General features: G+C 33.3%; 30 protein-coding genes, 1 pseudogene and 1 other annotated feature. All 31 genes and pseudogenes read left to right on the top strand.

Annotation, left to right across the window (positions count from 1 at the left end):
• A pseudogene (locus ACI32A_RS07350) lies at positions 1-399 on the top strand (hypothetical protein); the annotation flags it as partial.
• A 45-nt stretch (positions 400-444) separates the two neighbouring features.
• Positions 445-1,113 carry an AzlC family ABC transporter permease gene (locus tag ACI32A_RS07355; protein ID WP_439754395.1) on the top strand — a complete coding sequence of 223 codons (669 nt, stop codon included), beginning with the start codon at positions 445-447 and terminating at the stop codon, positions 1,111-1,113.
• Positions 1,113-1,415 (top strand): branched-chain amino acid transporter permease, encoded by a 303-nt coding sequence (locus ACI32A_RS07360; RefSeq protein ID WP_439754435.1) that lies wholly within the window; start codon positions 1,113-1,115, stop codon positions 1,413-1,415. The genes ACI32A_RS07355 and ACI32A_RS07360 overlap by 1 nt, the downstream gene beginning before the upstream one ends.
• 19 nt (positions 1,416-1,434) lie before the next feature.
• Positions 1,435-2,253, top strand: coding sequence for a purine-nucleoside phosphorylase (locus ACI32A_RS07365; protein ID WP_439754396.1), 819 nt, complete (start codon positions 1,435-1,437; stop codon positions 2,251-2,253).
• 22 nt (positions 2,254-2,275) lie between these two features.
• A complete protein-coding gene (locus ACI32A_RS07370; protein ID WP_439754397.1) occupies positions 2,276-2,620 on the top strand; it encodes an SdpI family protein in 345 nt (114 codons plus the stop codon).
• A complete protein-coding gene (locus ACI32A_RS07375) occupies positions 2,617-3,894 on the top strand; it encodes an alpha-amylase family glycosyl hydrolase (RefSeq protein WP_439754398.1) in 1,278 nt (425 codons plus the stop codon). Before ACI32A_RS07370 ends, ACI32A_RS07375 begins: the two co-directional genes overlap by 4 nt.
• A gap of 2 nt (positions 3,895-3,896) precedes the next feature.
• Complete coding sequence (locus ACI32A_RS07380) at positions 3,897-4,481, top strand: CpXC domain-containing protein (RefSeq protein WP_439754399.1); 585 nt, start codon at positions 3,897-3,899, stop codon at positions 4,479-4,481.
• On the top strand, positions 4,478-5,281 hold the full coding sequence (locus ACI32A_RS07385; protein WP_439754400.1) for a hypothetical protein: 804 nt from the start codon (positions 4,478-4,480) through the stop codon (positions 5,279-5,281). Before ACI32A_RS07380 ends, ACI32A_RS07385 begins: the two co-directional genes overlap by 4 nt.
• 75 nt (positions 5,282-5,356) lie before the next feature.
• The gene (gene rpsP, locus ACI32A_RS07390) at positions 5,357-5,617 is read left to right on the top strand and encodes a 30S ribosomal protein S16 (RefSeq protein WP_439754401.1); all 261 of its coding nucleotides are present in this window, start codon (positions 5,357-5,359) and stop codon (positions 5,615-5,617) included.
• Positions 5,618-5,619: 2 nt separating this feature from the next.
• Positions 5,620-5,868, top strand: coding sequence for a KH domain-containing protein (locus tag ACI32A_RS07395; RefSeq protein WP_439754402.1), 249 nt, complete (start codon positions 5,620-5,622; stop codon positions 5,866-5,868).
• A gap of 34 nt (positions 5,869-5,902) precedes the next feature.
• Complete coding sequence (gene rimM, locus ACI32A_RS07400) at positions 5,903-6,391, top strand: ribosome maturation factor RimM (RefSeq protein WP_439754403.1); 489 nt, start codon at positions 5,903-5,905, stop codon at positions 6,389-6,391.
• Positions 6,388-7,131, top strand: coding sequence for a tRNA (guanosine(37)-N1)-methyltransferase TrmD (gene trmD, locus ACI32A_RS07405; protein WP_439754404.1), 744 nt, complete (start codon positions 6,388-6,390; stop codon positions 7,129-7,131). Before rimM ends, trmD begins: the two co-directional genes overlap by 4 nt.
• Positions 7,132-7,203: 72 nt before the next feature.
• On the top strand, positions 7,204-7,551 hold the full coding sequence (gene rplS / locus ACI32A_RS07410) for a 50S ribosomal protein L19 (RefSeq protein WP_439754405.1): 348 nt from the start codon (positions 7,204-7,206) through the stop codon (positions 7,549-7,551).
• Positions 7,552-7,604: 53 nt separating this feature from the next.
• Positions 7,605-8,255, top strand: coding sequence for a signal peptidase I (lepB, locus tag ACI32A_RS07415; protein WP_439754406.1), 651 nt, complete (start codon positions 7,605-7,607; stop codon positions 8,253-8,255).
• 1 nt (position 8,256) lies between these two features.
• Positions 8,257-9,105, top strand: a complete 849-nt coding sequence (gene ylqF / locus ACI32A_RS07420; protein WP_439754407.1) for a ribosome biogenesis GTPase YlqF — start codon at positions 8,257-8,259, stop codon at positions 9,103-9,105.
• Positions 9,090-9,698, top strand: coding sequence for a ribonuclease HII (locus ACI32A_RS07425; RefSeq protein ID WP_439754408.1), 609 nt, complete (start codon positions 9,090-9,092; stop codon positions 9,696-9,698). The genes ylqF and ACI32A_RS07425 overlap by 16 nt, the downstream gene beginning before the upstream one ends.
• Positions 9,699-9,737: 39 nt before the next feature.
• Complete coding sequence (gene dprA / locus ACI32A_RS07430; RefSeq protein WP_439754409.1) at positions 9,738-10,475, top strand: DNA-processing protein DprA; 738 nt, start codon at positions 9,738-9,740, stop codon at positions 10,473-10,475.
• Positions 10,476-10,522: 47 nt separating this feature from the next.
• Entirely contained in the window at positions 10,523-12,658 is a 2,136-nt protein-coding gene (gene topA / locus ACI32A_RS07435) for a type I DNA topoisomerase (RefSeq protein WP_439754410.1), read from the top strand.
• A complete protein-coding gene (gene trmFO, locus ACI32A_RS07440) occupies positions 12,655-13,953 on the top strand; it encodes a methylenetetrahydrofolate--tRNA-(uracil(54)-C(5))-methyltransferase (FADH(2)-oxidizing) TrmFO (RefSeq protein ID WP_439754411.1) in 1,299 nt (432 codons plus the stop codon). The genes topA and trmFO overlap by 4 nt, the downstream gene beginning before the upstream one ends.
• Positions 13,946-14,845, top strand: a complete 900-nt coding sequence (xerA, locus tag ACI32A_RS07445) for a site-specific tyrosine recombinase/integron integrase (RefSeq protein WP_439754412.1) — start codon at positions 13,946-13,948, stop codon at positions 14,843-14,845. Before trmFO ends, xerA begins: the two co-directional genes overlap by 8 nt.
• Positions 14,845-16,047, top strand: a complete 1,203-nt coding sequence (hflX, locus tag ACI32A_RS07450) for a GTPase HflX (protein ID WP_439754413.1) — start codon at positions 14,845-14,847, stop codon at positions 16,045-16,047. The genes xerA and hflX overlap by 1 nt, the downstream gene beginning before the upstream one ends.
• A 130-nt stretch (positions 16,048-16,177) precedes the next feature.
• A complete protein-coding gene (rpsB, locus tag ACI32A_RS07455; RefSeq protein ID WP_439754414.1) occupies positions 16,178-17,089 on the top strand; it encodes a 30S ribosomal protein S2 in 912 nt (303 codons plus the stop codon).
• Between the two features lie 20 nt (positions 17,090-17,109).
• Positions 17,110-18,000, top strand: coding sequence for a translation elongation factor Ts (gene tsf, locus ACI32A_RS07460; RefSeq protein ID WP_439754415.1), 891 nt, complete (start codon positions 17,110-17,112; stop codon positions 17,998-18,000).
• Between the two features lie 86 nt (positions 18,001-18,086).
• The gene (gene pyrH / locus ACI32A_RS07465) at positions 18,087-18,797 is read left to right on the top strand and encodes a UMP kinase (RefSeq protein ID WP_439754416.1); all 711 of its coding nucleotides are present in this window, start codon (positions 18,087-18,089) and stop codon (positions 18,795-18,797) included.
• Between the two features lie 4 nt (positions 18,798-18,801).
• A complete protein-coding gene (gene frr / locus ACI32A_RS07470; RefSeq protein ID WP_439754417.1) occupies positions 18,802-19,347 on the top strand; it encodes a ribosome recycling factor in 546 nt (181 codons plus the stop codon).
• A gap of 63 nt (positions 19,348-19,410) precedes the next feature.
• Complete coding sequence (locus ACI32A_RS07475) at positions 19,411-20,106, top strand: isoprenyl transferase (protein ID WP_439754418.1); 696 nt, start codon at positions 19,411-19,413, stop codon at positions 20,104-20,106.
• Positions 20,103-20,870 carry a phosphatidate cytidylyltransferase gene (locus ACI32A_RS07480; protein WP_439754419.1) on the top strand — a complete coding sequence of 256 codons (768 nt, stop codon included), beginning with the start codon at positions 20,103-20,105 and terminating at the stop codon, positions 20,868-20,870. Before ACI32A_RS07475 ends, ACI32A_RS07480 begins: the two co-directional genes overlap by 4 nt.
• A gap of 12 nt (positions 20,871-20,882) precedes the next feature.
• Positions 20,883-21,947: an RIP metalloprotease RseP gene (gene rseP, locus ACI32A_RS07485; RefSeq protein ID WP_439754420.1), complete on the top strand. Its 1,065-nt coding sequence runs from the start codon at positions 20,883-20,885 to the stop codon at positions 21,945-21,947.
• 54 nt (positions 21,948-22,001) lie between these two features.
• Positions 22,002-22,215: a binding site (T-box leader), on the top strand.
• A 98-nt stretch (positions 22,216-22,313) separates the two neighbouring features.
• Positions 22,314-23,564, top strand: a complete 1,251-nt coding sequence (locus ACI32A_RS07490) for an argininosuccinate synthase (RefSeq protein WP_439754421.1) — start codon at positions 22,314-22,316, stop codon at positions 23,562-23,564.
• Between the two features lie 11 nt (positions 23,565-23,575).
• Positions 23,576-24,967, top strand: a complete 1,392-nt coding sequence (gene argH, locus ACI32A_RS07495; protein WP_439754422.1) for an argininosuccinate lyase — start codon at positions 23,576-23,578, stop codon at positions 24,965-24,967.
• Entirely contained in the window at positions 24,960-25,871 is a 912-nt protein-coding gene (gene argC / locus ACI32A_RS07500; protein ID WP_439754423.1) for an N-acetyl-gamma-glutamyl-phosphate reductase, read from the top strand. The genes argH and argC overlap by 8 nt, the downstream gene beginning before the upstream one ends.
• Positions 25,872-25,883: the final 12 nt, after the last annotated feature.

Below are 25,883 nucleotides of genomic sequence, written 5' to 3' on the forward strand. Positions count from 1 at the left end.
ATTTTTTTCTTCAGTTCTATTATTTTTTTGATTTTTAACTTAATGACATTGCAATCTTTAGGGGCTTGTACCGATGCAACACATGGAATGACATTATCTGCTGTTTCATTGCCTTATTATAAATATATTCTTCCTTATGGGCTTTCAAAATTTGTTCGTTTTGCCAAAAACGTATGGAATATTGATGAAAACAATAAAACGGATAAACAAATCGCATGGGAAGGATTACAAGCGATGGAAGACTGGATGAAAGACTTGGGCTTAGTATTAAAGAGTTCTCAATTAGGTGCAACAGAAGAAATGATTCCTGACTTGGTAAATGGAACATTTATTATGGATGGTGGATATAAAGTATTAAATAGAAAGGAAATTGAATATATTTTCAAAGAGAGTCTATAGAAATAATAATTGCCTATTTAACGGGTAGGTAATATAATAAATTCCATGAACAAAAAAATCATTCAAACTGCTTTTATTAAATCTCTACCCATTCTATGCAGCTATATATTTGTTGGAATGGCCTATGGACTTATGATGAATGAAGCCGGCTTTACCTGGTGGCATACAATTTTAATTAGCTTTTTAATTTATACGGGAGCCTTTCAATTTGTATTGATTCCCTTTCTGCAAACAGGAACCCCATTAGTCACTGTATGTCTCAGTGCTCTTTTGATTAACAGTCGCCAATTGTTTTATAGTCTGACTTTTGTAGATGAATTCAATGCGATGGGCAAAAAGAAACTTTATATGATTCATACTCTAACCGATGAGACCTTTGCCATAAATTGTACCTTATCGGATGAAAACAAAAAAGATATTATGTTCTGGATTGCGTTTTTATCAAGGTGTTACTGGATGACAGGAGGTTTACTTGGAAGTGTCATTGGAAATTTGATTCCATGGAATTTAGAAGGCATTGATTTTTGTATGAGTGCTTTATTTATTATTATTCTGATGGATCAATGTCAAAATATTGAAAATAAGAAAATTGCTGGAATTGGACTTATCGTTGGTCTAGTATGTTTACTGATTTTTGGAGCCAATCAATTTATGTTACCAAGTCTAATTTTGATATCTTGCTGGATGGTTTTTAGAAGCTGGAGTAAAGCATGATGTATGTGACAATTCTTATTTGTGCACTCATTACATTTTTTTTGCGTGCCTTTCCTTTTCTATGTTTTCGAAAAAAAGAAATGCCTTTGTGGCTTTCTTTACTGTCAAAGCAATTACCTCCGGCTATTATGTCTATTTTGGTTCTATATTGTTTGAAAGAATTTGTACATTTCTCTTCTGCAGGTATATCGCAAGGATTAGCTGCTATTGTTGTAATTATTTCTTATAAATGGAAACACAATACTTTTTTTAGTATTTTTTTGGGTACAATTTGTCATATGTTATTCCTTCATTTGATATAATACAAATGGAGGAATTTTTATGTTCTATGATCAAATACTAGAAGCATCAAATTATATACAATCGAAAGTCAATCGAAAACCAGTAATCGCCATTGTTTTAGGTTCAGGTTTAGGCGCTATTGTAGATTCTTTAGAAAATAAAGAAGAAATATCTTATGCATCCATTCCCTATTTTCCTTGTTCAAATATTGAAGGCCATAAAGACCAGCTTGTATTTGGAAACCTGAAAGGAAAAGAAATTGTTTGCATGCAAGGTCGTTTTCATTATTATGAAGGCTTTACAATGCGTCAATTATCCTTTCCAATTTATGTACTCCGTCAATTAGGTGTTCAAGACTTAATTGTGACCAATGCATGCGGAGGCATTAATGAATCCTTTCAACCGGGGGATTTGATGATTATTGAAGACTATATTAATTTACTGGGAGACAATCCATTAATAGGGGATAACGATGAACGCTTGGGACCTCGTTTTCCTGATATGTCTCAGCCATATAATCTAGAATGCATTGCATTGGCAAAAGAAGTTGCTAAACAATTATCTATTCCTTATCAAACGGGAGTATATGCTTTATTTAATGGACCGTGTTATGAAACGGCCGCTGAAATTAAAGCTTATAAAGTACTAGGCGCCGATGCGGTAGGCATGTCAACGGTACCAGAAACCATTGTGGCTAATTATTTAGGCATGCGTGTATTAGGAATTGCCTGTATCACCAATATGGCAACAGGAATCTCTAAAGTAAAACATTCCCATGAAAAAGTAGTTGAAGTAGCAAATCAAAGTAGTCAGCAATTGTGTCAATGGATACAATCTATGATAGAAAACTGGAAATAAGATGATACTGTTTTTATTTTTCATGACAGAACTGACTCCTGTTTTCATTTTGGTGATTGGTTATTTGTTTCGAAATCATTATCCAAAAGAAATCAATTCTCTTATTGGATATCGTACAAGACGTTCGATGATGAATGAAGACACATGGAATTTTGCCAATCAAAGTATGTCTGTTTTATTTATTATTTGGGGTTGGTTTTTATTATTTGTGACAATTGGATTAGATATATTGTTTTATAAACAAATAGAAGCAATGAGTATGGTTATTGTTTTTATGCAATTGATTCCATTATTTATTTGTATTATACAAGTCGAAAAGAAATTAAAAGAAACATTTGATGAAGATGGAAAAAGGAGGTTCAAATGAATCCAGTTCTTGAAAACCAGATTATTTATTCTATTTATGTTCGAAATCATACCTTGGAAGGAACTTTTCAATCTATTGAAAAAGATTTAGATCGAATTAAGGATTTAGGAGTGGACATTTTATGGTTTTTACCGATTCATCCCATTGGAAATAAAGGAAAAAAAGGAAATTTAGGATGTCCTTATTCTATTCAAGACTATCGAAGTGTCAATCCATTGTATGGAACTCTTGAAGATTTTAAACATTTAGTTGATGAAATCCATAAAAAAGATATGAAATGTATTATTGATGTAGTTTATAATCACACATCTAGAGATTCAAAATTATTAAAAGAACATCCAGAATATTTTTATCGAAATGAAAAACATGAATTTGGAAATAAAATTGATGATTGGAGCGATGTCTATGATTTAGACTACAATAATAAAGATTTATGGGTTTATCAAATTGATACACTTAAACAATGGGCCAAAATAGTAGATGGCTTTCGCTGTGATGTAGCTTCCTTTGTTCCATTATCTTTCTGGAAAGAAGCTGTTAAACAAGTAAAAACTGTTAATCCGGATTGTATCTGGTTAGCAGAAAGTGTACATTCTTCTTTTGGTCAGGAAGCCAGAAAAAGAGGCATTTATTCAGAATATGATGTGAATTTATTCGAAGCTTTTGATATAGAATATGAATATGATATTCGTGAAGTTTTAGAATTGTATTTAGAAGGAAAATGTGATTGTACAAATTATGCCAATGCATTGAATTTTCAGGAAATGTTTTATCCGAAACCTTATAATAAAATGCGTTTTTTAGAAAATCATGACACAAAACGAATTATTGAATATGTCAAAGATGAATGTCCTTTGATTAACTATACTTCTTTATTTTATTTCTTAAAAGGAACAACATTATTAAATGCCGGACAAGAATTTGTGGATGATCATACACCTAGTTTATTTGAAAAAGAACCGATTCAAAGAAATACCAATAAAAATATTAGTGGTTTATTAAAGCGATTAAGTGAAATTAAACATAATATATTGTCGTTTGATGATTATTTTGAAGCTAAGGCTTATAAAGATATATTAGTTTGTACAAGAGAAAATAAATTTGCGAAAAAAGTGGGTGTCTTTAGTTTAAAAGGACAAGAAGGAGATGTTTTTGTGGATTTAGAAAATGGAGTTTATGTCAATGAAATTGATGGGCAACCTGTATTTGTTGTTTCAAATAAACTTCATTGTGATGGATGGCCAATCATTGTTTCGAAAAAGAAAGGAAACTGAGAATGGAATTAACAAAAATCATTTGTCCGAAGTGTCAGCATAAAAATACAAATAAAACATATAAACAAATTGGAAATGAGTTGAAGGAAAAAGTATTGGATCGTACTTTGTTTCGATTTAAATGCCGTCAATGCGGATACCAGGCTTTATTGGATTATAGTCTTCAATACCAGGACGATGAAAAGAAAATATTGATTTATTATGTCACTAGTCAGGAAGAACTCGATGAAGTGATGGATTTATTAGAAGATGAAAGTGTTATTTCTGATACTAAAGACTATCTTTGTCGAGTGGTTTGTTGTCAGGAAGATTTAATCGAAAAAATTAAATGCTTTGATTTGGGATTGGATGATCGCATTATTGAAATTATTAAAGTCTTGTTTTATAAAAAAATTCAAAATAAATATTCCATTGATGCGATTCGTTTCTTTGAAGATTACAAATTAAAGTTTTATTATCAGGAATTTGAACAAGCTCAAGTTCAATTTGATGAAAATTTATATCAATCTGTAAAGAAACAATATCCGAATTTAAGTCAGGATGTTCGAATTGATTTTGATTGGGCCATAAGCCAGATGACGAAATGACATATTTATTTCTAGCTATTGTTTCAAGTGCCTCGATTTCCGTTTTTATGCGAATATCAAGGTCATATGTGAACAATGAAATGGGATTGCTGGCTATAAATTATCTGATTTGTATTTTCTGTGCAAGTCTTTATATAAAAGATTTTTCTATTTCTTCTTCTAGTTTTTTAGGCTTTATCAATGGATTTTTTTACTGGATCAGTTTTGTGCTATTCAATCAAAGTATTCAAAGAAACGGATTGATATTGAGTTCTACTTTTCAAAAACTAGGTATACTTATTCCAACTTTAATTACGATTTGTGTATTCAAAGAATTGAATTCCTGGATTCAATTACTTGGTGTTTTTTTATCGATTTTATGTATTTTTATATTACAAAGCCCATCCGAAGAACAAAATATTCATTCTCTTTCTTTGTTGTGTTTGTTGCTTATTTTTAACGGAAGTGGCGATGCTATGGCTAAAATTTTTGAAAGAGTGGGACAAAATGAAAATGTTTTTTTATGGATTACATTTGTCGTCGCCTTTTTCTTGTGTTTTCTTTCAAATAAAACAGAAATCACAAAATATGAAATTGGTTTTGGCGTTTTGATTGGAATTCCAAATTATTTTTCAGCAAAATTTTTATTGAAATCTTTGTATACGTTACCTGCTTTGATTGTATATCCATCGTATAGTGTATTTACAGTTTTTTTGGTTTCTTGTTTTGGTGTATTCATATTCAAAGAAAAGATTTCAAAGAAACAATTTGGTGTTTTGATTGGATTTTTACTTTCTTTAATATTTTTAAATGTTAAGTAAATTTACTTGACAGTTATTTGATTACATGGTATTCTATCATGGCAATTGAAAAAATAGAAATGGAAGGTTATTTATATGGTTAAATTACGTTTAAAAAGAATGGGTAAAAAACATGCTCCTTACTATCGTATTGTAGCTGCAGATTCTCGTAGTCCTCGTGATGGACGTATCATTGAAGAAATTGGTACATACAATCCAATCAAAAGCGAAGGAAATACAACTGTAGATAAAGAATTAGCTCTTAAATGGTTAAGAAACGGTGCTAAGCCAACAGATACAGTTCGTAATATTTTATCAAAAGAAGGAATCATGAAAGAATTTCATGAATCTAAATAGTCATGACAGATTTAGAAAAAACATTATTTGATTTATGCGAGCCGTTAGTAGAAGATAAAAAATCATTGTCGGTAAAGACGATGGCTTCTACCAATGAAAACGAAGAATTATTGTATGTATATGCCAATAGCGATGATGTTGCTCGTTTAATCGGTCGAAAAGGAACAATGGCAAGTAGTTTACGTCAAATGATGGCCATTGCCTCCAAGGAATCGCATAAAAAGATTTCTGTAAAATTTGAGGCATACTAGGATGTGATTCACATCCTTTTTTTAGGAGTAAAAAATGATTAAAGTTGGAACCATTATTAATACCCATGCACTAAAAGGGGAATGTAAATTGTATCTGGTGACAGATGAGGCGTTTGAACGATTTCAAAAAGGGAAACAATTCAAATTAGATGATGGAACAATCTTGATTGTCGATCGTTTTCGTATTCAAAAAGGTTTTGGATATTGTTTCTTTGAAGGTATTGATTCCATTGAAAAAGCGGAATCTTTAAAAGGAAAAAATTTGTGGATTTCCAAAGAAGATTTACCTGCATGTGAAGAAAATACATATTATTATCATGAACTGATGGATTGTACAGTATTGAATGAGCACAAAGAAAATTGTGGAAAAGTAGTCGATATTTTGGAAACAGGGGCTAATTTAGTATTGCGTGTAAAAAAAGATCAATCCATGTTTTTGCTTCCTTTTGTGAATGCGTTTGTACTTGATGTGGATGTGAATAAAAAAGAAATATATATTCAAGAAATGGAAGGCTTACGATGAAAATCAGTGTTTTATCGTTGTTTCCATCTTATTTTGATGGACTTTTAAATACAAGCGTTATCAAGCGAGCTAAAGACAATGGATTATTTGAATTTGAAGTCATTGATTTTCGTGGTTTTACAAAGGAAAAACACGGACACGTGGATGATACACCATATGGTGGTGGAGCCGGTATGGTTTTAATGTGTCAACCTGTTTTAGATGCTTTAGCATCAATTCGAACAGAAAATAGTACTGTTATTTTATTGACACCACAAGGAAAGACGTTTCAACAGTCAATGGCTAGTGAATTGTCTTTAAAAGAGCATTTAATTTTTATTTGCGGACACTACGAAGGCTTTGATGAAAGAATTCGAGATTATGTTGATCTACAAATGTCGTTGGGTGATTTTGTCCTGACAGGAGGCGAAAGTGCATGTGCAGTCATTTGTGATTGTATTTTACGTTTGTTGCCTGGTGTTATCAAACAAGATTCATGGCAAGAGGATTCCTTTTCCAATGGTTTGTTAGAATATCCACAATATACGCGACCAGAAATCTATGATGGGAAAAAAGTCCCAGATGTTTTATTAAGTGGACATCACGCTAATATTAAAAAATGGCGCCATGAACAAGCTTTAGCTAAAACATATTATCATCGTCCGGATTTATTAGAATCGGTAACGTTATCCAAAGAAGATGAAATGTATTTGAATTCTCTAAAAAAAGATTGCCAAGAAAATGGTTCAGTGATAAAATAATATAGCCTTTGTTCCGCTGACAATTTTGTGTATGAGCAAATGGAAACAAAATAGAACAAGGAGGAAGAAGACATGAACTTAAACTTAGTAAACGAAGTAACGAAATCTCAATTAAAAACAGATATCCCTGAATTCCGTTCAGGAAGTACTGTACGTGTACACGTAAAAATCAAAGAAGGTGACAAGAGCCGTATTCAGGTTTTTGAAGGAGTTGTCATTGAACGTGTAGGTGGAGGAATTTCTGAAACTTTCACTGTTCGTAAAATGTCAAGTGGTGTAGGAGTTGAACGTAAATTTCCATTACATTCACCTATCATTGATAAAATTGAAGTCGTTCGTAACGGTAAAGTACGTCGTAACAAACTTCACTATTTACGTGGACGTTCTGGTAAATCAGCTCGTTTAAAAGAAGTACGTTAAAGAAAATAATAAAGGCGAGTTTCTCGCCTTTTGTTTTTTAAGGAAGGGTCAACATGAAAAAAGATCAGTTAAAATACAATGAAGAAGACGAAAGAACGATTATAGAAGATATTCTTGATTTTGTGAAAGTCTTTGCGGCAACGGCACTTGTCTTTTTGTTGTTTGTGAATTTTATTGCTCATCCAGTAACTGTACAAGGACGAAGCATGTATCCAACACTTAAAGATGGTCAATTTGGTTTTACAAGCATTATTTCTACTTTGGTTTCTGATGTCAAACGGGGCGATGTGGTCGTCATTAAAATGTATGATGAAGAAATTGATAAAGAAACACATTGGGTAAAGCGTGTAATTGGTTTGCCTGGAGAAACTGTTTCCTGTCAAAATGATGAAGTATATATTAATGGTGAAGTCTTAGATGAAAGTGAATACATCGACCAGGAATATCGACAGGAAATGATTTATGAATTTGGTTATTTCAATAAAGTAATTACCGATCATGTCAATGAAGAAGGTATTCGTGTTGTAGAATCAATGGATTTTGAAAGTGTAACATTACAAGACGATGAATATTTTTTATTAGGCGATAATCGTCCATATTCAAAAGATAGTCGAGACCCATCGGTTGGACCGATTAAAGAAAGCCAGATTTTTGGAAAAAGTGTTCTTGTATTGTTTCCACTAAATGAGATAGGAATAAATTAATATGGATCAAAGAAAAGTCATTCAATGGTATCCAGGACACATGGCCAAGGCCAAACGTCAAATGGAAGAAAATTTAAAGAAAGTGGATTTTGTGATTGAAATTCGGGATGCACGTATTCCAGAATCCAGCAAAAATCCGATGTTGGATGAATTAATCGGGAATAAACCGCGCTTGATTCTTTTATCAAAAAAAGATAAAGCCGATAAAGAGGAGACGAAAACATGGATTTCTTATCTTCAAGCCGATGGAAATAAAGTATTGGCATTGGATTTAATCAAAGACAATTATAAAAAAGAATTAATAAATGCCAGTAAAGAATTATGTGCTTCTTTTATTGAAAAACAAAAACGAAGAGGTATTAAACCACGTGCATTACGAGCCATGGTATGTGGAATTCCTAATGTTGGAAAAAGTACATTTATTAATTCCCTGGCTAAACGAAAAGCAGCACAAACCGCAGACCGGCCTGGTGTCACAAAGAGTCTGCAATGGATTAAACTGGCTTCGGATTTGGAATTACTGGATACACCAGGTGTTCTGTGGCCAAAGTTTGAAGATGAACAAGTGGGATATAAACTGGCTTTATTGGGCTCTATCAAAGATGAGATAGTGACTATGGATGAATTGGCTTATTTTGCATGTTCCTGGTTGATGGAAAATAAAAAAGAAGCTTTGATTCAAACATATCACATTGAAATTCAAGAAGATGTTTATGCGACTTTGTGTGAAATTGCCAAGGTTCGTGGCTATTTATCTAAAGGAAGCATAGATGAAAATCGTTTAATGCATAGCTTTGTCAAAGATATTCGAGAAAATAAATTAGGAGCGATTACATGGGAAAAAGCATAGAACATCCATTGGAATGGGATTATGATTCTCTTGTGGTCGGCCTTGATGAAGCTGGCCGAGGACCTATGGCAGGGCCTGTTGTGATTGCAGGCGTCATTTTTGACAAAGGCTATTTTCATCCGGAAATATATGATTCAAAAAAAGTCAGTGAAAAAAAAAGAGAAAAATTATTTGATGAAATCAAGGAACAGGCACTTTGGTATAAAATTTTGTTTGTGGATGAAAAAACAATTGATCAGAAAAATATTTATCGAGCTTGTCAAGATGCCATGTTTGAAATTGCCAGTCAGGCAAAGTGTCAAGTCGTATTGACCGATGCCATGCCTTTACCAAATTTAAATAAAGAAGTACATGCGATTGTCAAGGGTGATCAAAAATCCATTTGTATTGCAGCGGCTTCCATTTTGGCAAAAGTATCTAGAGATCGATACATGCTTAAACTGGATCGATTGTATCCACAATATGGATTTAAAAACCATAAAGGCTATCCAACCAAAGAACACATGAAAGCACTTCAAACTTATGGCGTTCTAGATTGCCATCGGAAAAGCTATGGACCTGTTCAGGAACAATTACAGACAAAATTATTTTGAAATTTTGTCTTTTTTTTCTGTTTTTTCGTATATAGTAATATGAAGAATTTACGCTATGCCATATTATTTTATGCGATTCAATATCAGGGAGATTGGACACGCATTGCCAAGGCAATCAAAAATAAAGAACCCTATACTATTTTGAATTATCCGTATTCTTATGTAACAATTGTAGATGAACAATATCCAAATTGTATGAAACTCCTTCGACATCCACCATGGATTTTATTTTATCAAGGAAATCTATCTTTAATTGAAAAGAAAAGTATTGGTGTTGTAGGTGCTCGTTATTGTTCTTTTCAAGCTTTGAAAAATACGGAAACCATTGTGAATCATATCAAAAACAAATATTGTATTGTTTCTGGATTGGCAAAAGGAATTGATGCAAAAGCGCATTATTGCAGCTTAGATACACAAACCATTGGAGTAATTGGTTGTGGCATTAATAAAATTTATCCCAAAGAAAACAAAGAACTATTCGAAATCATGAAAAAGAAACAATTAATTATTAGTGAATATCCGATGAATGTGGCACCTTATTCGCATCACTTTCCATGGCGCAATCGATTAATTGCAGCTATTTGTTGTGCTCTTGTGGTCATTGAAGCCAAAGAAAAAAGCGGAACAATGTTGACAGTAAATGAATGCATTGAGTTATCAAAACCTGTTTTTTGTTTACCCACAGCATTTGAAAATGAGAACTATAAAGGATGTAATGTATTGATTTCACAAGGTGCAAATATATTATTTGATAAAAATGAGCTCAATGATATTTGACAAAAGCGAAATTTTATTGTTTGATAAAGAAACATGGGGGGATTGACATGAAAAAGAATTTGATTATTGTCGAGTCTCCTTCCAAATCAAAGACCATTGAAAAATATTTGGGAAATGAATATAAAGTTGTTTCCAGTAAAGGACACGTTTGTGACTTGGCAACAACGGGGAAGGAAAGACTAGGAATTGATATAGAAAATGATTTTAAACCAACCTATAAAATCAGTAAAGATAAAAAAGAAACGGTAGAAGAGCTACAAGAACTTGTAAAAAAATCCAATGAAGTATATTTAGCCAGTGACCCGGATCGTGAAGGAGAGGCCATTTCCTGGCATTTAGCTCGTGTACTGGATTTAGATATGGATACGACAAAGCGAATTGTGTTCCATGAAGTCACAAAACCAGCTATCTTAGATGCTTTAGAACATCCACGTGCGATTGATATGCGTTTAGTTAAATCACAAGAAACACGTCGATTTTTAGATCGTATTATTGGATTTAAGTTAAGTAAATTATTGCAAAATAAAATTCATTCAAAATCAGCTGGTCGTGTACAATCTGTGGCACTTCATTTGATTGTTTTACGCGAAAAAGAAATTCAAAAGTTTGTCAGTGAAGAATATTGGGATGTACAGGCTTTTGTCAAAGAAGGAAGAAAAGTCATTACATTGAATTTGACAAAAGTGGATGGAAAAAAACCAGAATTAAAAACACAACAAGAAGCTAATCAAATTTTAGAACGATGTAAAAATGATTTTAAAGTTGTAGATATTACCAAGAAGGCAAAGAAAAAACAACCAAAACTTCCATATATTACATCAACTCTTCAACAAGAAGCTTCCACAAAACTTGGTTTTGCATCGAAGAGAACCATGAGTATTGCACAGAAATTATATGAAGGTGTGAAATTAGGGGATCATATGGAAGGTTTGATTACGTATATGCGTTCGGATTCTACGCGTTTATCGGATTTGTTTGTCAAAGATGCGACAAATTATATTGAACAAACATATGGAAAAAAATATGTTGGAAAAGTGCATGCGAAAAATAGTAAAAACGCTCAGGATGCACATGAAGCCATTCGTCCAACTAATATTTTAAATACACCTGAAAAAGTAAAACCATTTTTAACAAGTGAAGAAAATCGTTTGTATGCTTTAATTTATTATCGTACACTTGCTTCTTTAATGGCACCTAGTTCTTTTGATGTAACAACCATTACAATGGATTGTGATCAATGTGAATTTAAGGCTACAGGACAAGTTATGACTTTTGATGGGTATCATAAAGTATATGGCAAATATGAAAAAACAAGTGAAGAATTGTTACCAGAAATAGAAATTGGAAAAGTATATTCTCATGTGGATGTGAATGCCAATCAGCATTTTACGGAACCACCAGCTCGCTATACAGAAGCAAAATTGATTAAGGACTTAGAAGAAAAGTCCATTGGACGTCCTAGTACATATGCTTTAATTATTGAAACTCTTCAAAAGCGAAATTATGTTTCCATGGAGAAATCGAGTGAATCCTCAAAAACAAAGGTTTTTGTACCTACCGAACAAGGCTTTTTAACCGATGAAAAGCTGCAAGAATATTTTTCAAGTATTATCAATGTGAAATATACAGCAAATATGGAAAAGTCACTAGATTTAATTGCGGAAGGTGAAATAGACAATATTGAATATTTACATGAATTTTATGATTTCTTTAGTCCATTGATTGAAAAAGCCTATGGAGCTATGCCAGTAATGGAATTAGAAAAAGTAGGAAAGATTTGCCCACAATGCGGGGGGCAGCTTGTATATCGAAATGGACGATTTGGAAAATTTGTTTCGTGTGAAAACTTTCCAAAATGTAAATATACCGAATCTCAGCAACAAGAAGAAGTAACAACCGATATGAATGGACAAGAAAAAACATGTCCGAATTGCGGGTCTCATATGGTTATCAAAAAAGGACGATATGGCCCTTTCTGGGCTTGTTCGAAATATCCAGAATGTAAAACAATTGTACCTTTAAAAGAAAAAGCTAAACCAGAGCCAACTGGAGAATTTTGTCCTGAATGTGGAAAAGAACTCGTGATTCGTAAATCGCGTTTTGGAACTACTTTTGTGGGATGTTCCAACTATCCAAAATGTAAATATATTAAGAAAGAGGCAAAAAAAGGGAAAAAAGAATGAAAGAAGTAACAATTATTGGAGCTGGATTAGCTGGGTGTGAAGCTGCCTGGCAATGTGCTAAACGAAACATTCGTGTTCATCTTATTGAAATGCGTCCAAAAAAATATCCACCTGCGTTTCATACAGATTTATTTGCGGAATTGGTGTGTTCCAATTCCTTGCGATCCAATAGTTTAAACAATGCAGTAGGTATTTTAAAAGAAGAATTGAGAATGATGGATTCTTTAATTATGAAAGCTGCTGATTTACATAGTGTACCCGCTGGTAGTGCTTTAGCTGTGGATCGCCAGAATTTTTCTCAATATATTACACAACAAATAAAAAATCATCCCATGATTGATGTTGAATATAAAGAAATCACAAAGATACCTGATAGTCCTTGTATCATTGCCACAGGACCGTTGACAAGTGAGAACTTTGCCAAAGAAATTGTTTCTTTTTTAAAACAGGAAACATTTCATTTTTATGATGCAGCAGCACCTATTATTGAAAAAGATTCCATCGATTTTTCAAAAGCATATTATAAGTCTCGCTATGATAAAGGCGAAGCCAGTTATATCAATTGCCCGATGAATCAAGAACAATTCATGGCATTTTATCAGGAATTAATTCATGCACAATGTGCACAAATGCATGATGGCGTAGAAGATATCAATGTTTTTGAAGGTTGTATGCCCATTGAAGAAATGGCAAAAAGAGGCGAAAAAACAATGTTGTTTGGGCCTTTAAAACCTGTTGGACTGGAATTAGAAGGACAACATCCTGTAGCGGTAGTTCAACTTCGCCAAGATAATGTAGCTGCTTCTTTATATAATATAGTCGGATTTCAGACACATTTGACCTGGCCTGAACAAAAAAGAGTTTTTTCTATGATTCCAGGTTTAGAAAATTGTAGAATTGTGCGCTATGGTGTAATGCATCGAAATTCCTATATTTCTTCACCTACAGTTTTAAAAGAAACTTATCAAAGCAAAGAAAGAGACGATTTATTTTTTGCAGGACAATTAACAGGTGTTGAAGGCTATGTTGAATCATGTGCCAGTGGTTTAATTGCAGGTATCAATATGGCTTTGTACCTGAAAGGAAAACAACCCGTTTGTTTTGGGAATACATGCGTTATGGGTTCTCAAGCCCATTACATCACACATTGTGATCCAAAGCATTTTCAACCTATGAATGCTAATTTTGGAATTATGCATCTAGAAGAAAAATGTAAGAAACAATTTCGTAAAGAAAAATTAGCCACACAAGCTTTAGCGCGTATTCAAAGTATTAAGGAGTCTATTGATGGATGAATGGATTGAACGTTTTTTGGATTATATATATCGAAAAAATTCACAGTCTTTACAAACAAAAGAAGCATATCAACGCGATTTAATGCAGTTTAAATCTTTTTTATTGTCGCAATCCATTGATTCTTTTGAAAACGTGGACCGCCTTGTTTTGTTAGATTATGTTGTGCATATTCGAACATTAGAAGATGGTTCACAAGCTAAGGATTCGACTATTGCGCGAAAACTATCTTCGATTCGTTCGTTTTATCGTTATTTGAATGAATATGGAGGAATGGGAATTTCTGTAATGGATTCTCTTCCTTCTTTTAAAAAAAATAAAACCATTCCTGAATTTTTATTTGCTTCTGAAATTCAACATTTTTTAAATTCTTATGACACTCAAAAACCAGATGAATTTAGAGATCAGACAATGTTTACTATGTTATATGCATGTGGACTTCGTGTAAGTGAGTTAACACAACTCAAATGGGAAAATATAAATCTAAATGAAAGAATGGTTCGTGTATTAGGAAAAGGAAATAAAGAAAGAATTGTTCCTTTTTTTAAAGGATTTGAAAAACAATTAAAATCTTATAAAGTACAATATTGGCAACATATCGCAAAAACAGATTTTGTGTTTGTATCGAAAAAAGGAAGTGGCTTAACAAGTCGTGGGGTACAATATTTAATGCAGAAACATGCCGATGAAATTGATATGAATATGAAAGTGCATCCTCATATGTTTCGCCATAGTTTTGCAACACATTTATTGGATAATGGCGCGGATATTCGTGTCGTGCAAGAATTACTTGGGCATAGTTCTTTGTCAACTACACAAATTTATACCCATGTTTCGATGAATCGAATCAAAGAAGCGTATCAGCAAGCGCATCCTTTGGAAAGGAATGCATAATGGAAAAAGTAATCTTAGTGGCCGTTCATCTTCAAGATCATATGAATTTTGAAGAGGAATTAGAGGAAATGAAACAATTGATTTTAGCTTGTGAAATGGAAGTGAGTTCTACTTTGATTCAAAAACTAAGGAATCCCAACAAAAAAACGTGCATCAATGCTGGAAAAGTAGAAGAAGTAGCGCATCGTTTGTATTTAGATGAAGTACAGACTGTTGTTTTCAATTGTGATTTATCACCTTCTCAGCAACAAGCACTTCAATCAATCTGGAATTGTGAAGTTATGGATCGAACTTATTTGATTTTGCAGATTTTTCAAAAACGTGCTAAAACAAAGGAAGCGTTTCTGCAAGTGGAAGTCGCCACTTTACAATATTTTCTTCCTCGTTTAAAAGGAAGCTATACGCATATGGATCGTCAGAAAGGTGGAAATCGAAATAAGGGATTAGGTGAAAAGAAAATTGAAATTGATTCTCGTACGATTTCTGTTCAAATTCAAAGAGCTAAAAAGGAATTAAAACAACTTGAAGCACAGCGTAAGCTGCAAAGACAACAACGAAATAAGAATCAGATAAAAAAGGTATGTCTGGTTGGGTATACAAATACAGGAAAGTCATCTATTTTAAATGCGATGGTTTCTAAACAAGTTTTTGAAAAAGATATGTTGTTTGCGACATTAACAACGAGCACAAGAAAAATTCAATACAATCATCATGAATTTTTGTTGTCGGATACGGTTGGCTTTGTTTCGAATTTACCACATTCTTTAGTAGAAGCTTTTCATTCGACGTTAGAAGAAATATTGGATGCAGATTTATTGATTCATGTTATGGACTTGAATTCAAAGAATTTAGAAGCTCAAAAAGAAGTCACTTTACAGACATTGTCACAATTAAAAGCAGATTCTATTCCGATAATCAATGTATATAATAAATGTGATCTTTCAGGTCATATGTATCCCTTGGTTCAAAATCAAAATGTATATATGAGTGCAAAAGAAGATGTAGGTCCTTTATTAGAAGTTATTGATTCTTTTTTATTTAAAACAAGAGAAATGAAATTTAAAATTCCATATGGAAATGTGTTTTATCAAATTCAAAAACAAGGAAAAATACTCGAAAAGGAATATTTGGAAGATGGAATTGTATTGAAAGTGGAAATGGATGAAGAATTTGTTTCAAATTATATAAAATATCTTGAATGACAAGACTTGACTTGTTATAATACAGAAGCGCGAGTGCGCACAATCACACACACCATGAATTCGATTGCCCGTGCACAATTGTGTTGCTTTCGTTTGAAATGGTGGCGGATTAACGGAAAGGTAGGACATTATGTCAATTGTATCAATGAAAAAACTATTAGAGAATGGTGTTCATTTTGGACATCAGACTCGTCGCTGGAATCCAAAGATGAAACCATACATCTATACCAGCCGCAATGGAGTCTATATTGTAGACTTAGCTCAAACACAACAACAAATCGAAGATGCTTATTTAGAATTGAAAGCTATTTCAGAACGTGGTGGAAAAGTATTATTTGTTGGAACTAAAAAACAAGCTGCTGATGTTGTAGAAGAACAAGCTTTACGTTCTGGTTCATTCTATGTAAATCAACGTTGGTTAGGTGGATTATTAACAAACTTCCGTACAATTCAAAAACGTATTAAACGTTTAGTTGAAATTGAAGAAATGGAAGCAAGTGGAAAAATTGAAGTTTATACAAAGAAAGAACAAGCAAGCTTACGTAAAGAAAAAGAAAAACTGGAAACTTCTTTAGGTGGAATTAAAGAAATGAAGAAACTTCCAGATGCTTTGGTGATTGTGGATCCAAAAGAAGAACACAATGCAGTTGCGGAAGCTAAAAAATTAGGTATCCCTGTATTTGCAATGTTAGATACAAATTGCGATCCAGATGATGCCCAATATCCAATTGCTTCAAATGATGATGCGAATCGTTCAGTTCGCCTGGTTTTAACAATTTTAGCAGATGCGATTGTGGATGCTAAAGGTGGATTATTGGAAATTGCTTATTTGGATGAAACAGAAGACGATGTAACAATGGAAGACGTTATTAAAAATGTAGAAGCTCAAATTGCTGAAAATGAAAGACGTCGTCGTCAACGTAATGAAGAACGCAGAAAACGTAATTTTGAACGTAAAAACAATGCGAATCGTCGTTTCAATAGGGCACCAAAAGCTGAAGAAGAAAAAACTGCTGAAAAAGTAGAAGCAAAAGCGGAATAATTTTATAGGAGGACCATAAAATGGCTATCACTGCAAAACAAGTAAAAGAATTACGTGAAAAAACAGGAGCCGGAATGATGGATTGTAAAAAAGCTTTATCTGAAACAGATGGAGATATGGCAAAAGCTATCGACTGGTTACGTGAAAAAGGAATCGCAAAAGCAGCAAAAAAAGAAGGTCGCATTGCTGCTGAAGGGTTGACTCGTGTTGCGGTTAATGGAAATACAGCTGCTTTATTTGAAGTTAACTCTGAAACTGATTTCGTAAGTAAAAATGAACAATTTTTATCTTTATTAGATAAAATTCAAGAAGCTGTATTAGCTAACAAACCTGCTGATGCTGCTGCTGCTTTAGAAATTTCTACAGCAGAAGGAACAATCAATGATTTAATCACAAATGCGACAGCAACAATTGGAGAAAAAATTTCTTTACGTCGTGTTCAAATCGTTGAAAAACAAGACGATCAATTCTTTGGTTCTTATATGCATATGGGTGGAAAAATTTCTGCTTTAGTATTATTAAATGGAAAAGCAGATGCCACTGTTGCTAAAAACATCGCTATGCAAGTGGCTTCTATGTCACCTTCTTATGTATCTCAAAACGATATTCCTTCTGATATCGTAGATCATGAACGTCAATTGCAATTGTCAATGATGAAACAAGATCCTAAGATGGCAAATAAACCTGAAAAAGTATTAGAAGGTATCTTAAAAGGAAAAGTAGACAAACATTTCAAGGATCAATGTTTAGTTGAACAAGAATATATTTTTGGTGATAAACAAAAAGTATCTCAATTCTTGAAAGAAAGCCAAGCTGAAGTTGTTTCATTTGTTCGTTATGCAGCTGGTGAAGGAATTGAAAAACGCGAAGAAAACTTTGCGGAAGAAGTAATGGCACAAATGAATGCTTAAAAATCAATTGGATGGAACTTTGGTTTCATCCTTTTTTTTGGACTCATAATAGTGTATAATTGTCATGATAAAAAAGGAGCGTATTTATGTATAAGCGTGTATTGTTGAAATTAAGTGGAGAAGCTCTTTCCGGTGAAGGAAAATTACTGAATCAGGATGTTTTGGCTCGACTAGCTGAAGAATTAAAAGAAATACAGGAACAAGGTGTTCAACTGGCTATTGTTGTTGGTGGTGGTAATATTATCCGGGGAAAAGAAATGGCTGAACTTGGTGTAAAGCGGACACAAGGTGATTATATGGGTATGTTAGGAACGGTCATTAATGCATTGGCGGTTCAAAATGCCTTGGAACAAATTGGCGTACAAACACGAGTGCAGACAGCTGTTGAAATGCAGAAAGTTGCGGAACCATTTATTTTAAGACGTGCTGTTCGCCACTTAGAAAAAGGAAGAATTGTGATTTTTGGAGCCGGGACTGGTTCTCCTTATTTCTCAACGGACACAACCGCTGCTCTTCGTGCTTCTGAAATAGACGCCGATGTTATTTTAATGGCGAAAAATGGAGTGGATGGTGTATATGACAGTGATCCTAGAAAAAATCCAAACGCAAAAAAATATGATCGCCTGGGATTTATGGATGTATTAAATGAAGGGTTACAAGTCATGGATTCAACAGCTATTTCAATGTGTATGGACAATGACATCGATTTAGTGGTCTTCAATATGAATGAGGCTGGAAATATCGTAAAAGCTGTGAATCAGCAAGTTGATGGAACTTTAATCACAAAGAAAGGATAATCAAATGGCAGAGTATTTAGAAATTGCAGAAGAAAAAATGATGGATACCCTTGATAATTTAGAAGGTAATCTACGTGTTTTAAGAACAGGTCGTGCAAGTGCTTCTTTATTAGAAAGAGTACAAGTGGAATATTATGGATCCATGATGCCAATTAATCAATTGTCGCGTATCCAGGTGTTAGAAGGAACACAGTTAGTGGTTAAACCTTATGATCGTTCTATTGTTAAGGCAGTGGGACATGCCATTGCGGCAGCAAATCTTGGTTTAAACCCATTAACAGAAGCGGATTTAGTTCGCATTAATGTACCTCAATTAACACAGGAAAGACGTGAACAATTGGCTAAGGAAGCACAAAAATATGGAGAAGAAGCTAAAGTAGCGGTTCGTAATATTCGTCGTAACTGCAATGAATCGATTAAAAAAGATAAAACAATTACAGAAGATGATCGCGATGGATTGTTAGAAGATTCGCAGGAATTAACGGATTCATATATTAAAAATATTGAAGATGCAGTTAATGCGAAAAAGAAAGAAATCTTAAATGTCTAAGCCCAAAAATTGGGCTTTTTTTTTTCTTGTGCTATAATGCATATATTAAGTGAGGAAATTGTTATGCAAATACCAAGTACCGTAGCGATTATCATGGACGGAAATGGGCGATGGGCCAAAAAAAGAGGATTACCACGTACAGCGGGGCATAAAAAAGGAGCTGACACCATTCGTGATATTGGATTAGCTGCCAATGACATTGGCATCAAAAAATTGATTTTATATGCTTTTTCAACTGAAAACTGGAAACGACCAGAAGATGAAGTTGGTTATTTATGTAAGTTACCAGGAATTTTCTTTGATCGTTATATGAAAGAATTGATGGAAAATAACATTCGGGTTACTTTTGCTGGAGAATTGGAAAAATTTCCAGAAGAAACGCAAAAAGTGATTCAAAAAGCCGTCAATTTAAGTCAAAACAATACTGGATTGAATTTATGTCTGGCAATTAATTATGGATCACGACGAGAAATTGTTTTAGGTATTCAAAAATATGCGCAAGACATTAAAGAACAAAAAAGAAACAATGACTTAACAGAAGATGAATTTCAACAGTATTTATTTGTTCCAGAAGACATTGATTTAATGATTCGAACAAGTGGAGAAGTGCGTTTATCAAATTTTCTTTTATGGCAAGTGGCCTATTCGGAATTTATTTTTACACCAGTTCCATGGCCAGATTTTGATCGCCAATGCCTAATTGACTGTATCAAAGAATACAATGAAAGAGATCGACGATTTGGAGGATTATCATCGTGAAACAAAGAATTATTACTGCAATTGTGATTATTGCTATCGTATTTATTCCTGTCTACTTTGGAGGCATTCCACTTGAATTATTGGCTCTTTTTATTGTAGGAACTAGTGCCTATGAATGGATGAGCGTACACAAAGACATTAAAGAATGGCCAATCTGGTATATTCCTTTAGTGGCTTTAAGCGTAATAGGCTCTCGCTTTGTTCCAGCTAATTTTTTATATGCTTATTATGCATTTGTTGTAGCGCTATTATGGTCATTACCTATTTTCTTTGCTTCTATCACATCACAAGATTCATTTATGACCATTGCATATTTTGTGATTTTTTCTTTAATTTATAAAGCCGTTGGCTATATTACAATTGAACACCATTATTTATGGACTATTTGTTTTGCAACCTATGGATCGGATACTTTTGCATATTTTGTAGGACGAAAAATTGGAAAACACAAAATGGCACCAAGAGTTTCTCCAAAGAAAAGCTGGGAAGGCTTTTTTGGAGGTGTCATTGGAGGCTTTATATTAAGTTTAGTGATTTCATTATTTTATATCAAACAACTTGATTTACTACTAACAATTAGTTTATGTATTATGTGTCCAATTGCAGCTGAACTTGGAGATTTAGCTTTTTCCATTATTAAGAGAAGTACAGGAAAGAAAGATTTTTCGAATTTGCTTCCTGGACATGGAGGCATTTTGGATCGTGTAGATTCTTTGTTGATGAATATTTTATTATTTGGTATTTTAGTAACATTAATTGGATAAGGGGTGAAAAAAATGATTGCTTTGCTGGCCTTTGTATTTATGCTAAGCTTCATTGTAGTCATTCATGAATTAGGCCATTTCTTAGTGGCCCGTCATTTTGGAGTCTATTGCCATGAATTTTCCATTGGTATGGGCCCTCTTCTCTATCAAAGAAAAGGAAAACAAACACTTTTTTCTATTCGTGCCATTCCTTTTGGCGGATACGTTACTATGGCAGGGGAAGAAGATGGCTCTCAAGACGAGAGTTTAGATTGGTTAAAAGAAGTAAAAGATGAACAACGATTGAATCATAAACCATTTTGGCAGCAAGTTTGTGTCATGATTGCAGGCGTTGTAATGAATGTTATCCTGGCATGGATTATGATGGTTTCTTTAACTATGGCAAGAGGCTATGTTGTGGATTCCAGTCAACCAGTGATTTATCAAGTACAAGATAATTCAAATGCGCAGATGGCTGGTTTACAAGAAGAGGATGTTATTGTAAAAGGTATTGCCGGAAAAAAAGAAATGGATATTGATTCACAATCGGATTTATCGGAATTCATTCAATATTATCATGATGACTTTGAATTGGAAGTGATTCGAGATGGAAAGACAATCCGTATTCCATTATCGGCTTCTTATAACGAAGAAATGAAGGGATATACCATTGGTATTGTTTCCACTGTTTCTTATTCAGAAATAAAATGGTATGAAGCCTTTAAATATGGAAGCCAGGAATGTCTTGATTTGACTACATCTATTTATCGTTCATTGGCTATACTTGTTCAAGGAAAAGGATTGGAAAATTTATCGGGTCCTGTGGGCATTTACAGTGTCACTGCAGAAAGCACAAGCTATGGATGGATGTCTTATTTAACTTTATTTGCGATGATTTCGTTAAATATAGGAATATTTAATTTAATTCCGATTCCAGCTTTGGATGGAGGAAGAATATTGATTTTGTGTATTGAAAGAATTTTACATCGTAAAATCAACCAAAGTATTATTCAAGGCATTATTTTGGCTAGTTTTGTATTGTTGTTTGGTATCATGATTTTTGCGACATATAATGATGTGCTTCGATTATTAATGTAAATATATTTTCAAAAAAAACTTGAAAATTATTTTCATATGGTTATAATCTTTTACATAAAGGTTATGAAGAGAAGAAGTACAAAACACATTTCTTTTTCAGAGAGATAATGGCTGGTGAAAATTATCAAAGAATTGTTTTGGAACGTGTCTTGGAACTGCATTGTCGAAGAAATAATGAGGCAATGATCGTGATTTCGCGTTAAGAATAAGGTGTCATTCATATAGATGAATGGAAATAAGGTGGTACCGCGTATTTTACGTCCTTTTATAAAAGGACGTTTTTTTTTGTGAGGTGAAACTATGAAAACCCGACGATGTCATTTATAAATTAAAAACAATAAAATAGAAAGAAAAGAGGACAAAGACATGAAAAAACAATATAAAAAAATTGTATTAGCGTATTCTGGTGGATTGGATACTTCTGTATTGATTCCGTGGTTAAAAGAAAATTATGGAGCTGAAATTATTGCTGTTTCAGGAAATGTGGGTCAGGCTAGTGAATTAGAAGGATTAGAAGAAAAAGCGTTAAAAACAGGGGCTTCCAAATTATATATTGAAGATCTTCAAGAAGAATTTGTGAATGATTATGTGATTCCAACATTAAAAGCTGGAGCAGCTTATGAAAAATATTTATTAGGAACTTCTTTTGCTCGTCCTATTATTGCTAAAAGAATTGTAGAAATTGCACAAAAAGAAGGAGCGGATGCCATTTGTCATGGATGCACCGGAAAAGGAAATGATCAAGTTCGTTTTGAATTAGCAATTAAAGCTTTTGCACCGGATATGGATATTATCGCTCCATGGCGTTTCTGGGAACTAAATTCAAGGGAAAAAGAAATTGAATATGCACAAAAACATAATATTCCATTAAAAATCAGTAAAGAAACAAATTATTCTAAAGATAAAAACCTATGGCATTTATCTCATGAAGGATTGGATTTAGAAGATCCAGCTAATGAAGCACCAATTCAAAAACCTGGATTTTTGGAATTAGGTGTATCTCCATATGATGCACCTGATACACCAACACAAATTTCTTTGCATTTTGAAAAAGGAATTCCAACTGCATTGAATGGACAAGAAATGAAACCATTGGATATCATCTTGAAATTAAATGAATTGGGTGGAGCTAATGGAATTGGTTTATTAGATGTTGTAGAAAATCGTTTAGTTGGAATGAAATCTCGTGGTGTTTATGAAACACCAGGGGGAACTATTTTATATGCAGCCCATGAAAAATTAGAAGAAATTACATTGGATAAAGAAACAGCGCATTATAAACAACAAGTCGCATTGAAATTTGCGGATTTAGTATATAACGGACAATGGTATACACCATTAAGAAAAGCTTTATCAAGTTTTGTGGATTCAACACAAGAAACTGTTACAGGAGATGTTTCTTTAAAATTATATAAAGGAAATATCATTCCAGTTTCTGTGACAAGTCCATATAGTTTATATTCAAGTGGAATGGCAACATTTGACGAAGACGATTGTTATGATCAGGGAGATAGTGCTGGTTTCATCAATTTATTTGGTTTGCCTTTAAAAGTAAGAGCACTAAATGATAGAGCATTGTATGAAAAAGAAGGAAAACATTTCCCTTCAGTTGAGTAATAGGAGAAATTATGGCAAAAATGTGGGCAGGGCGCTTTTCAAAAGAAGCCGATTCAAAATTAGATAGCTTTAATACATCGCTTCCCTTTGATTGTCGAATGTATAAAGAAGATATACAAGGTTCCTTGGCTCATAGTGAAATGCTAGCTAAACAAGGAATTATTTCAAATGAAGATAAAGAAGCTATTCACAAAGGATTAAAAGATATTCTTCAAGACATTGAAGCAGGTAAAATTCGTTTTTCAGATGGATATGAAGACATTCATATGTTTATTGAAGAAACCTTGACCAATCGCATTGGAGATGCAGGAAAGAGATTGCATACAGCTCGTTCTAGAAATGATCAAGTTGCAACAGATATGCGTTTATATGTCAAAAAAGAAATTAAAGAAATCGAAGATTTATTGCTTCAATTTCTAAAAACACTGACTAAAAATGCCAAACAATACGTAGATACAATTTTACCTGGGTATACGCACTTGCAAAGAGCACAGCCCATTACCTTAGGGCAATGGATGATGGCCTATGCCAATATGTTAAAAAGAGACTATGTTCGTTTGGAAAATACATATGATTTAATGAATGAATGTCCATTGGGTTCAGGGGCCCTGGCAACCACAACCTATCCCATTGATCGATTTATGACATCTTCTTCACTGGGATTTAAACAACCCATGGAAAATTCATTGGATGGTGTCAGCGATCGTGATTATTGTATTGAATTGTGTTCAGATTTAAGTATATTAATGATGCATTTATCTAGACTCAGTGAAGAAGTCATTTCCTGGTGTTCTTTAGAATTTCATTTTTTAGAATTAGATGATGCCTATTCTACTGGTTCTTCTATTATGCCACAAAAGAAAAATCCAGATATTTGTGAATTAATTCGAGGCAAAAGTGGACGTGTCTATGGCTCGTTAATGACTTTATTGACAATGTTAAAAGGACTTCCATTGGCATATAACAAAGATATGCAGGAAGATAAAGAAGCTGTATTTGATTGCATTGATACAGTAAAACAATGTCTGGAAATCATAAATCCAATGTTTGATACTTTAACAGTTTGTAAAGAAAATATGGCAAAAGCAGCATTACATGGATATATCAATGCGACAGATTGTGCTGATTATTTAGTAAAAAAGGGCTTGCCATTTAGAGATGCTTATCACGTGATTGGAACATTGGTTGGATATTGTTCAAAACAAAATAAATCACTTAACGATTGTACACTTGCTGAATTCAAACAATTTCATCCTTTGTTTGAATCTGATGTATATAAAGCTCTGGATTTAAAGACATGTGTTCAACAAAGAAATGTCTTGGGAGGGCCTTCAAGTCAGGAAGTACAAAGACAAATCCAGGTTATTGAGTGTTTTATTAAAGGATGTGAAGTACGTGAGTAAACCAAAAATTTATATTGATGGACAAGTTGGAACCACTGGATTGGAAATCTATTCTCGTTTATCTCTTAGAAATGATATTGAAATCATAAAAATTGATCCAGATAAACGAAAAGACATAGAACAAAGAAAAATATGCATGGAACAGGCAGATTTAGTCTTTTTATGTTTACCTGATCAGGCGAGTATAGAAGCCATGGAATTGATAGATAAAAACACAAAGGTCATCGATGCTTCGAGTGCACATCGTGTAAGTGAAGGATGGATTTATGGTATGTCAGAACTAAATTCCAGACAAAGAGAAGCTATTCAAAATCAAAATCGAGTAGCTAATCCTGGATGCCATGCCACAGGATTTATTATGAGTGTATATCCATTGGTTCAAACTGGAATTATTTCAAAAAAAGATGTCATTTCTTGTTTTTCTTTAACTGGTTATTCTGGTGGGGGAAAAAAGATGATTTCTCAATATGAATCAGAAAAATCAAAGGATTTATATTCTCCTCGTATTTATGGATTAACACAAAATCATAAGCATTTACCGGAAATGACAAAGATTTGTGGTTTGGAAAAAGAGCCTTTGTTTCATCCTGTTGTGGCCGATTATTATCGAGGAATGGCTACTACCATTTCATTGGATGGCATAAATCAGGAAACTATTTATGAATGCTTAAAAAATTGGTATAATAATAGTCCTTTGATTCGTGTTTCCAAACAAAATGAAGGCATGATTGCTTCCAATACCTATGAAAAAAAAGATACACTGGAATTAATTGTTTGTGGAAATCAGCAAAGAGTCAGTGTAACAGCTTTATTTGATAATTTAGGAAAAGGAGCTTGTGGAGCCGCTATTCAGAATATGAATTTGATGCTTGGTTTCGATGAATGTGAAGGATTACGATGTTAGGAAGGATATAAA

It is taken from the genome of Floccifex sp., assembly GCF_051873555.1.
Taxonomy (GTDB): domain Bacteria; phylum Bacillota_I; class Bacilli_A; order Erysipelotrichales; family Erysipelotrichaceae; genus Floccifex.

Coding starts and splice junctions, on each gene's coding strand:
- ACI32A_RS07355 (WP_439754395.1), top strand. CDS start 445: ATGAACAAAAAAATCATTCAAACTGCTTTTATTAAATCTCTACCCATT.
- ACI32A_RS07360 (WP_439754435.1), top strand. CDS start 1,113: ATGTATGTGACAATTCTTATTTGTGCACTCATTACATTTTTTTTGCGT.
- ACI32A_RS07365 (WP_439754396.1), top strand. CDS start 1,435: ATGTTCTATGATCAAATACTAGAAGCATCAAATTATATACAATCGAAA.
- ACI32A_RS07370 (WP_439754397.1), top strand. CDS start 2,276: ATGACAGAACTGACTCCTGTTTTCATTTTGGTGATTGGTTATTTGTTT.
- ACI32A_RS07375 (WP_439754398.1), top strand. CDS start 2,617: ATGAATCCAGTTCTTGAAAACCAGATTATTTATTCTATTTATGTTCGA.
- ACI32A_RS07380 (WP_439754399.1), top strand. CDS start 3,897: ATGGAATTAACAAAAATCATTTGTCCGAAGTGTCAGCATAAAAATACA.
- ACI32A_RS07385 (WP_439754400.1), top strand. CDS start 4,478: ATGACATATTTATTTCTAGCTATTGTTTCAAGTGCCTCGATTTCCGTT.
- rpsP (WP_439754401.1), top strand. CDS start 5,357: ATGGTTAAATTACGTTTAAAAAGAATGGGTAAAAAACATGCTCCTTAC.
- ACI32A_RS07395 (WP_439754402.1), top strand. CDS start 5,620: ATGACAGATTTAGAAAAAACATTATTTGATTTATGCGAGCCGTTAGTA.
- rimM (WP_439754403.1), top strand. CDS start 5,903: ATGATTAAAGTTGGAACCATTATTAATACCCATGCACTAAAAGGGGAA.
- trmD (WP_439754404.1), top strand. CDS start 6,388: ATGAAAATCAGTGTTTTATCGTTGTTTCCATCTTATTTTGATGGACTT.
- rplS (WP_439754405.1), top strand. CDS start 7,204: ATGAACTTAAACTTAGTAAACGAAGTAACGAAATCTCAATTAAAAACA.
- lepB (WP_439754406.1), top strand. CDS start 7,605: ATGAAAAAAGATCAGTTAAAATACAATGAAGAAGACGAAAGAACGATT.
- ylqF (WP_439754407.1), top strand. CDS start 8,257: ATGGATCAAAGAAAAGTCATTCAATGGTATCCAGGACACATGGCCAAG.
- ACI32A_RS07425 (WP_439754408.1), top strand. CDS start 9,090: ATGGGAAAAAGCATAGAACATCCATTGGAATGGGATTATGATTCTCTT.
- dprA (WP_439754409.1), top strand. CDS start 9,738: ATGAAGAATTTACGCTATGCCATATTATTTTATGCGATTCAATATCAG.
- topA (WP_439754410.1), top strand. CDS start 10,523: ATGAAAAAGAATTTGATTATTGTCGAGTCTCCTTCCAAATCAAAGACC.
- trmFO (WP_439754411.1), top strand. CDS start 12,655: ATGAAAGAAGTAACAATTATTGGAGCTGGATTAGCTGGGTGTGAAGCT.
- xerA (WP_439754412.1), top strand. CDS start 13,946: ATGGATGAATGGATTGAACGTTTTTTGGATTATATATATCGAAAAAAT.
- hflX (WP_439754413.1), top strand. CDS start 14,845: ATGGAAAAAGTAATCTTAGTGGCCGTTCATCTTCAAGATCATATGAAT.
- rpsB (WP_439754414.1), top strand. CDS start 16,178: ATGTCAATTGTATCAATGAAAAAACTATTAGAGAATGGTGTTCATTTT.
- tsf (WP_439754415.1), top strand. CDS start 17,110: ATGGCTATCACTGCAAAACAAGTAAAAGAATTACGTGAAAAAACAGGA.
- pyrH (WP_439754416.1), top strand. CDS start 18,087: ATGTATAAGCGTGTATTGTTGAAATTAAGTGGAGAAGCTCTTTCCGGT.
- frr (WP_439754417.1), top strand. CDS start 18,802: ATGGCAGAGTATTTAGAAATTGCAGAAGAAAAAATGATGGATACCCTT.
- ACI32A_RS07475 (WP_439754418.1), top strand. CDS start 19,411: ATGCAAATACCAAGTACCGTAGCGATTATCATGGACGGAAATGGGCGA.
- rseP (WP_439754420.1), top strand. CDS start 20,883: ATGATTGCTTTGCTGGCCTTTGTATTTATGCTAAGCTTCATTGTAGTC.
- ACI32A_RS07490 (WP_439754421.1), top strand. CDS start 22,314: ATGAAAAAACAATATAAAAAAATTGTATTAGCGTATTCTGGTGGATTG.
- argH (WP_439754422.1), top strand. CDS start 23,576: ATGGCAAAAATGTGGGCAGGGCGCTTTTCAAAAGAAGCCGATTCAAAA.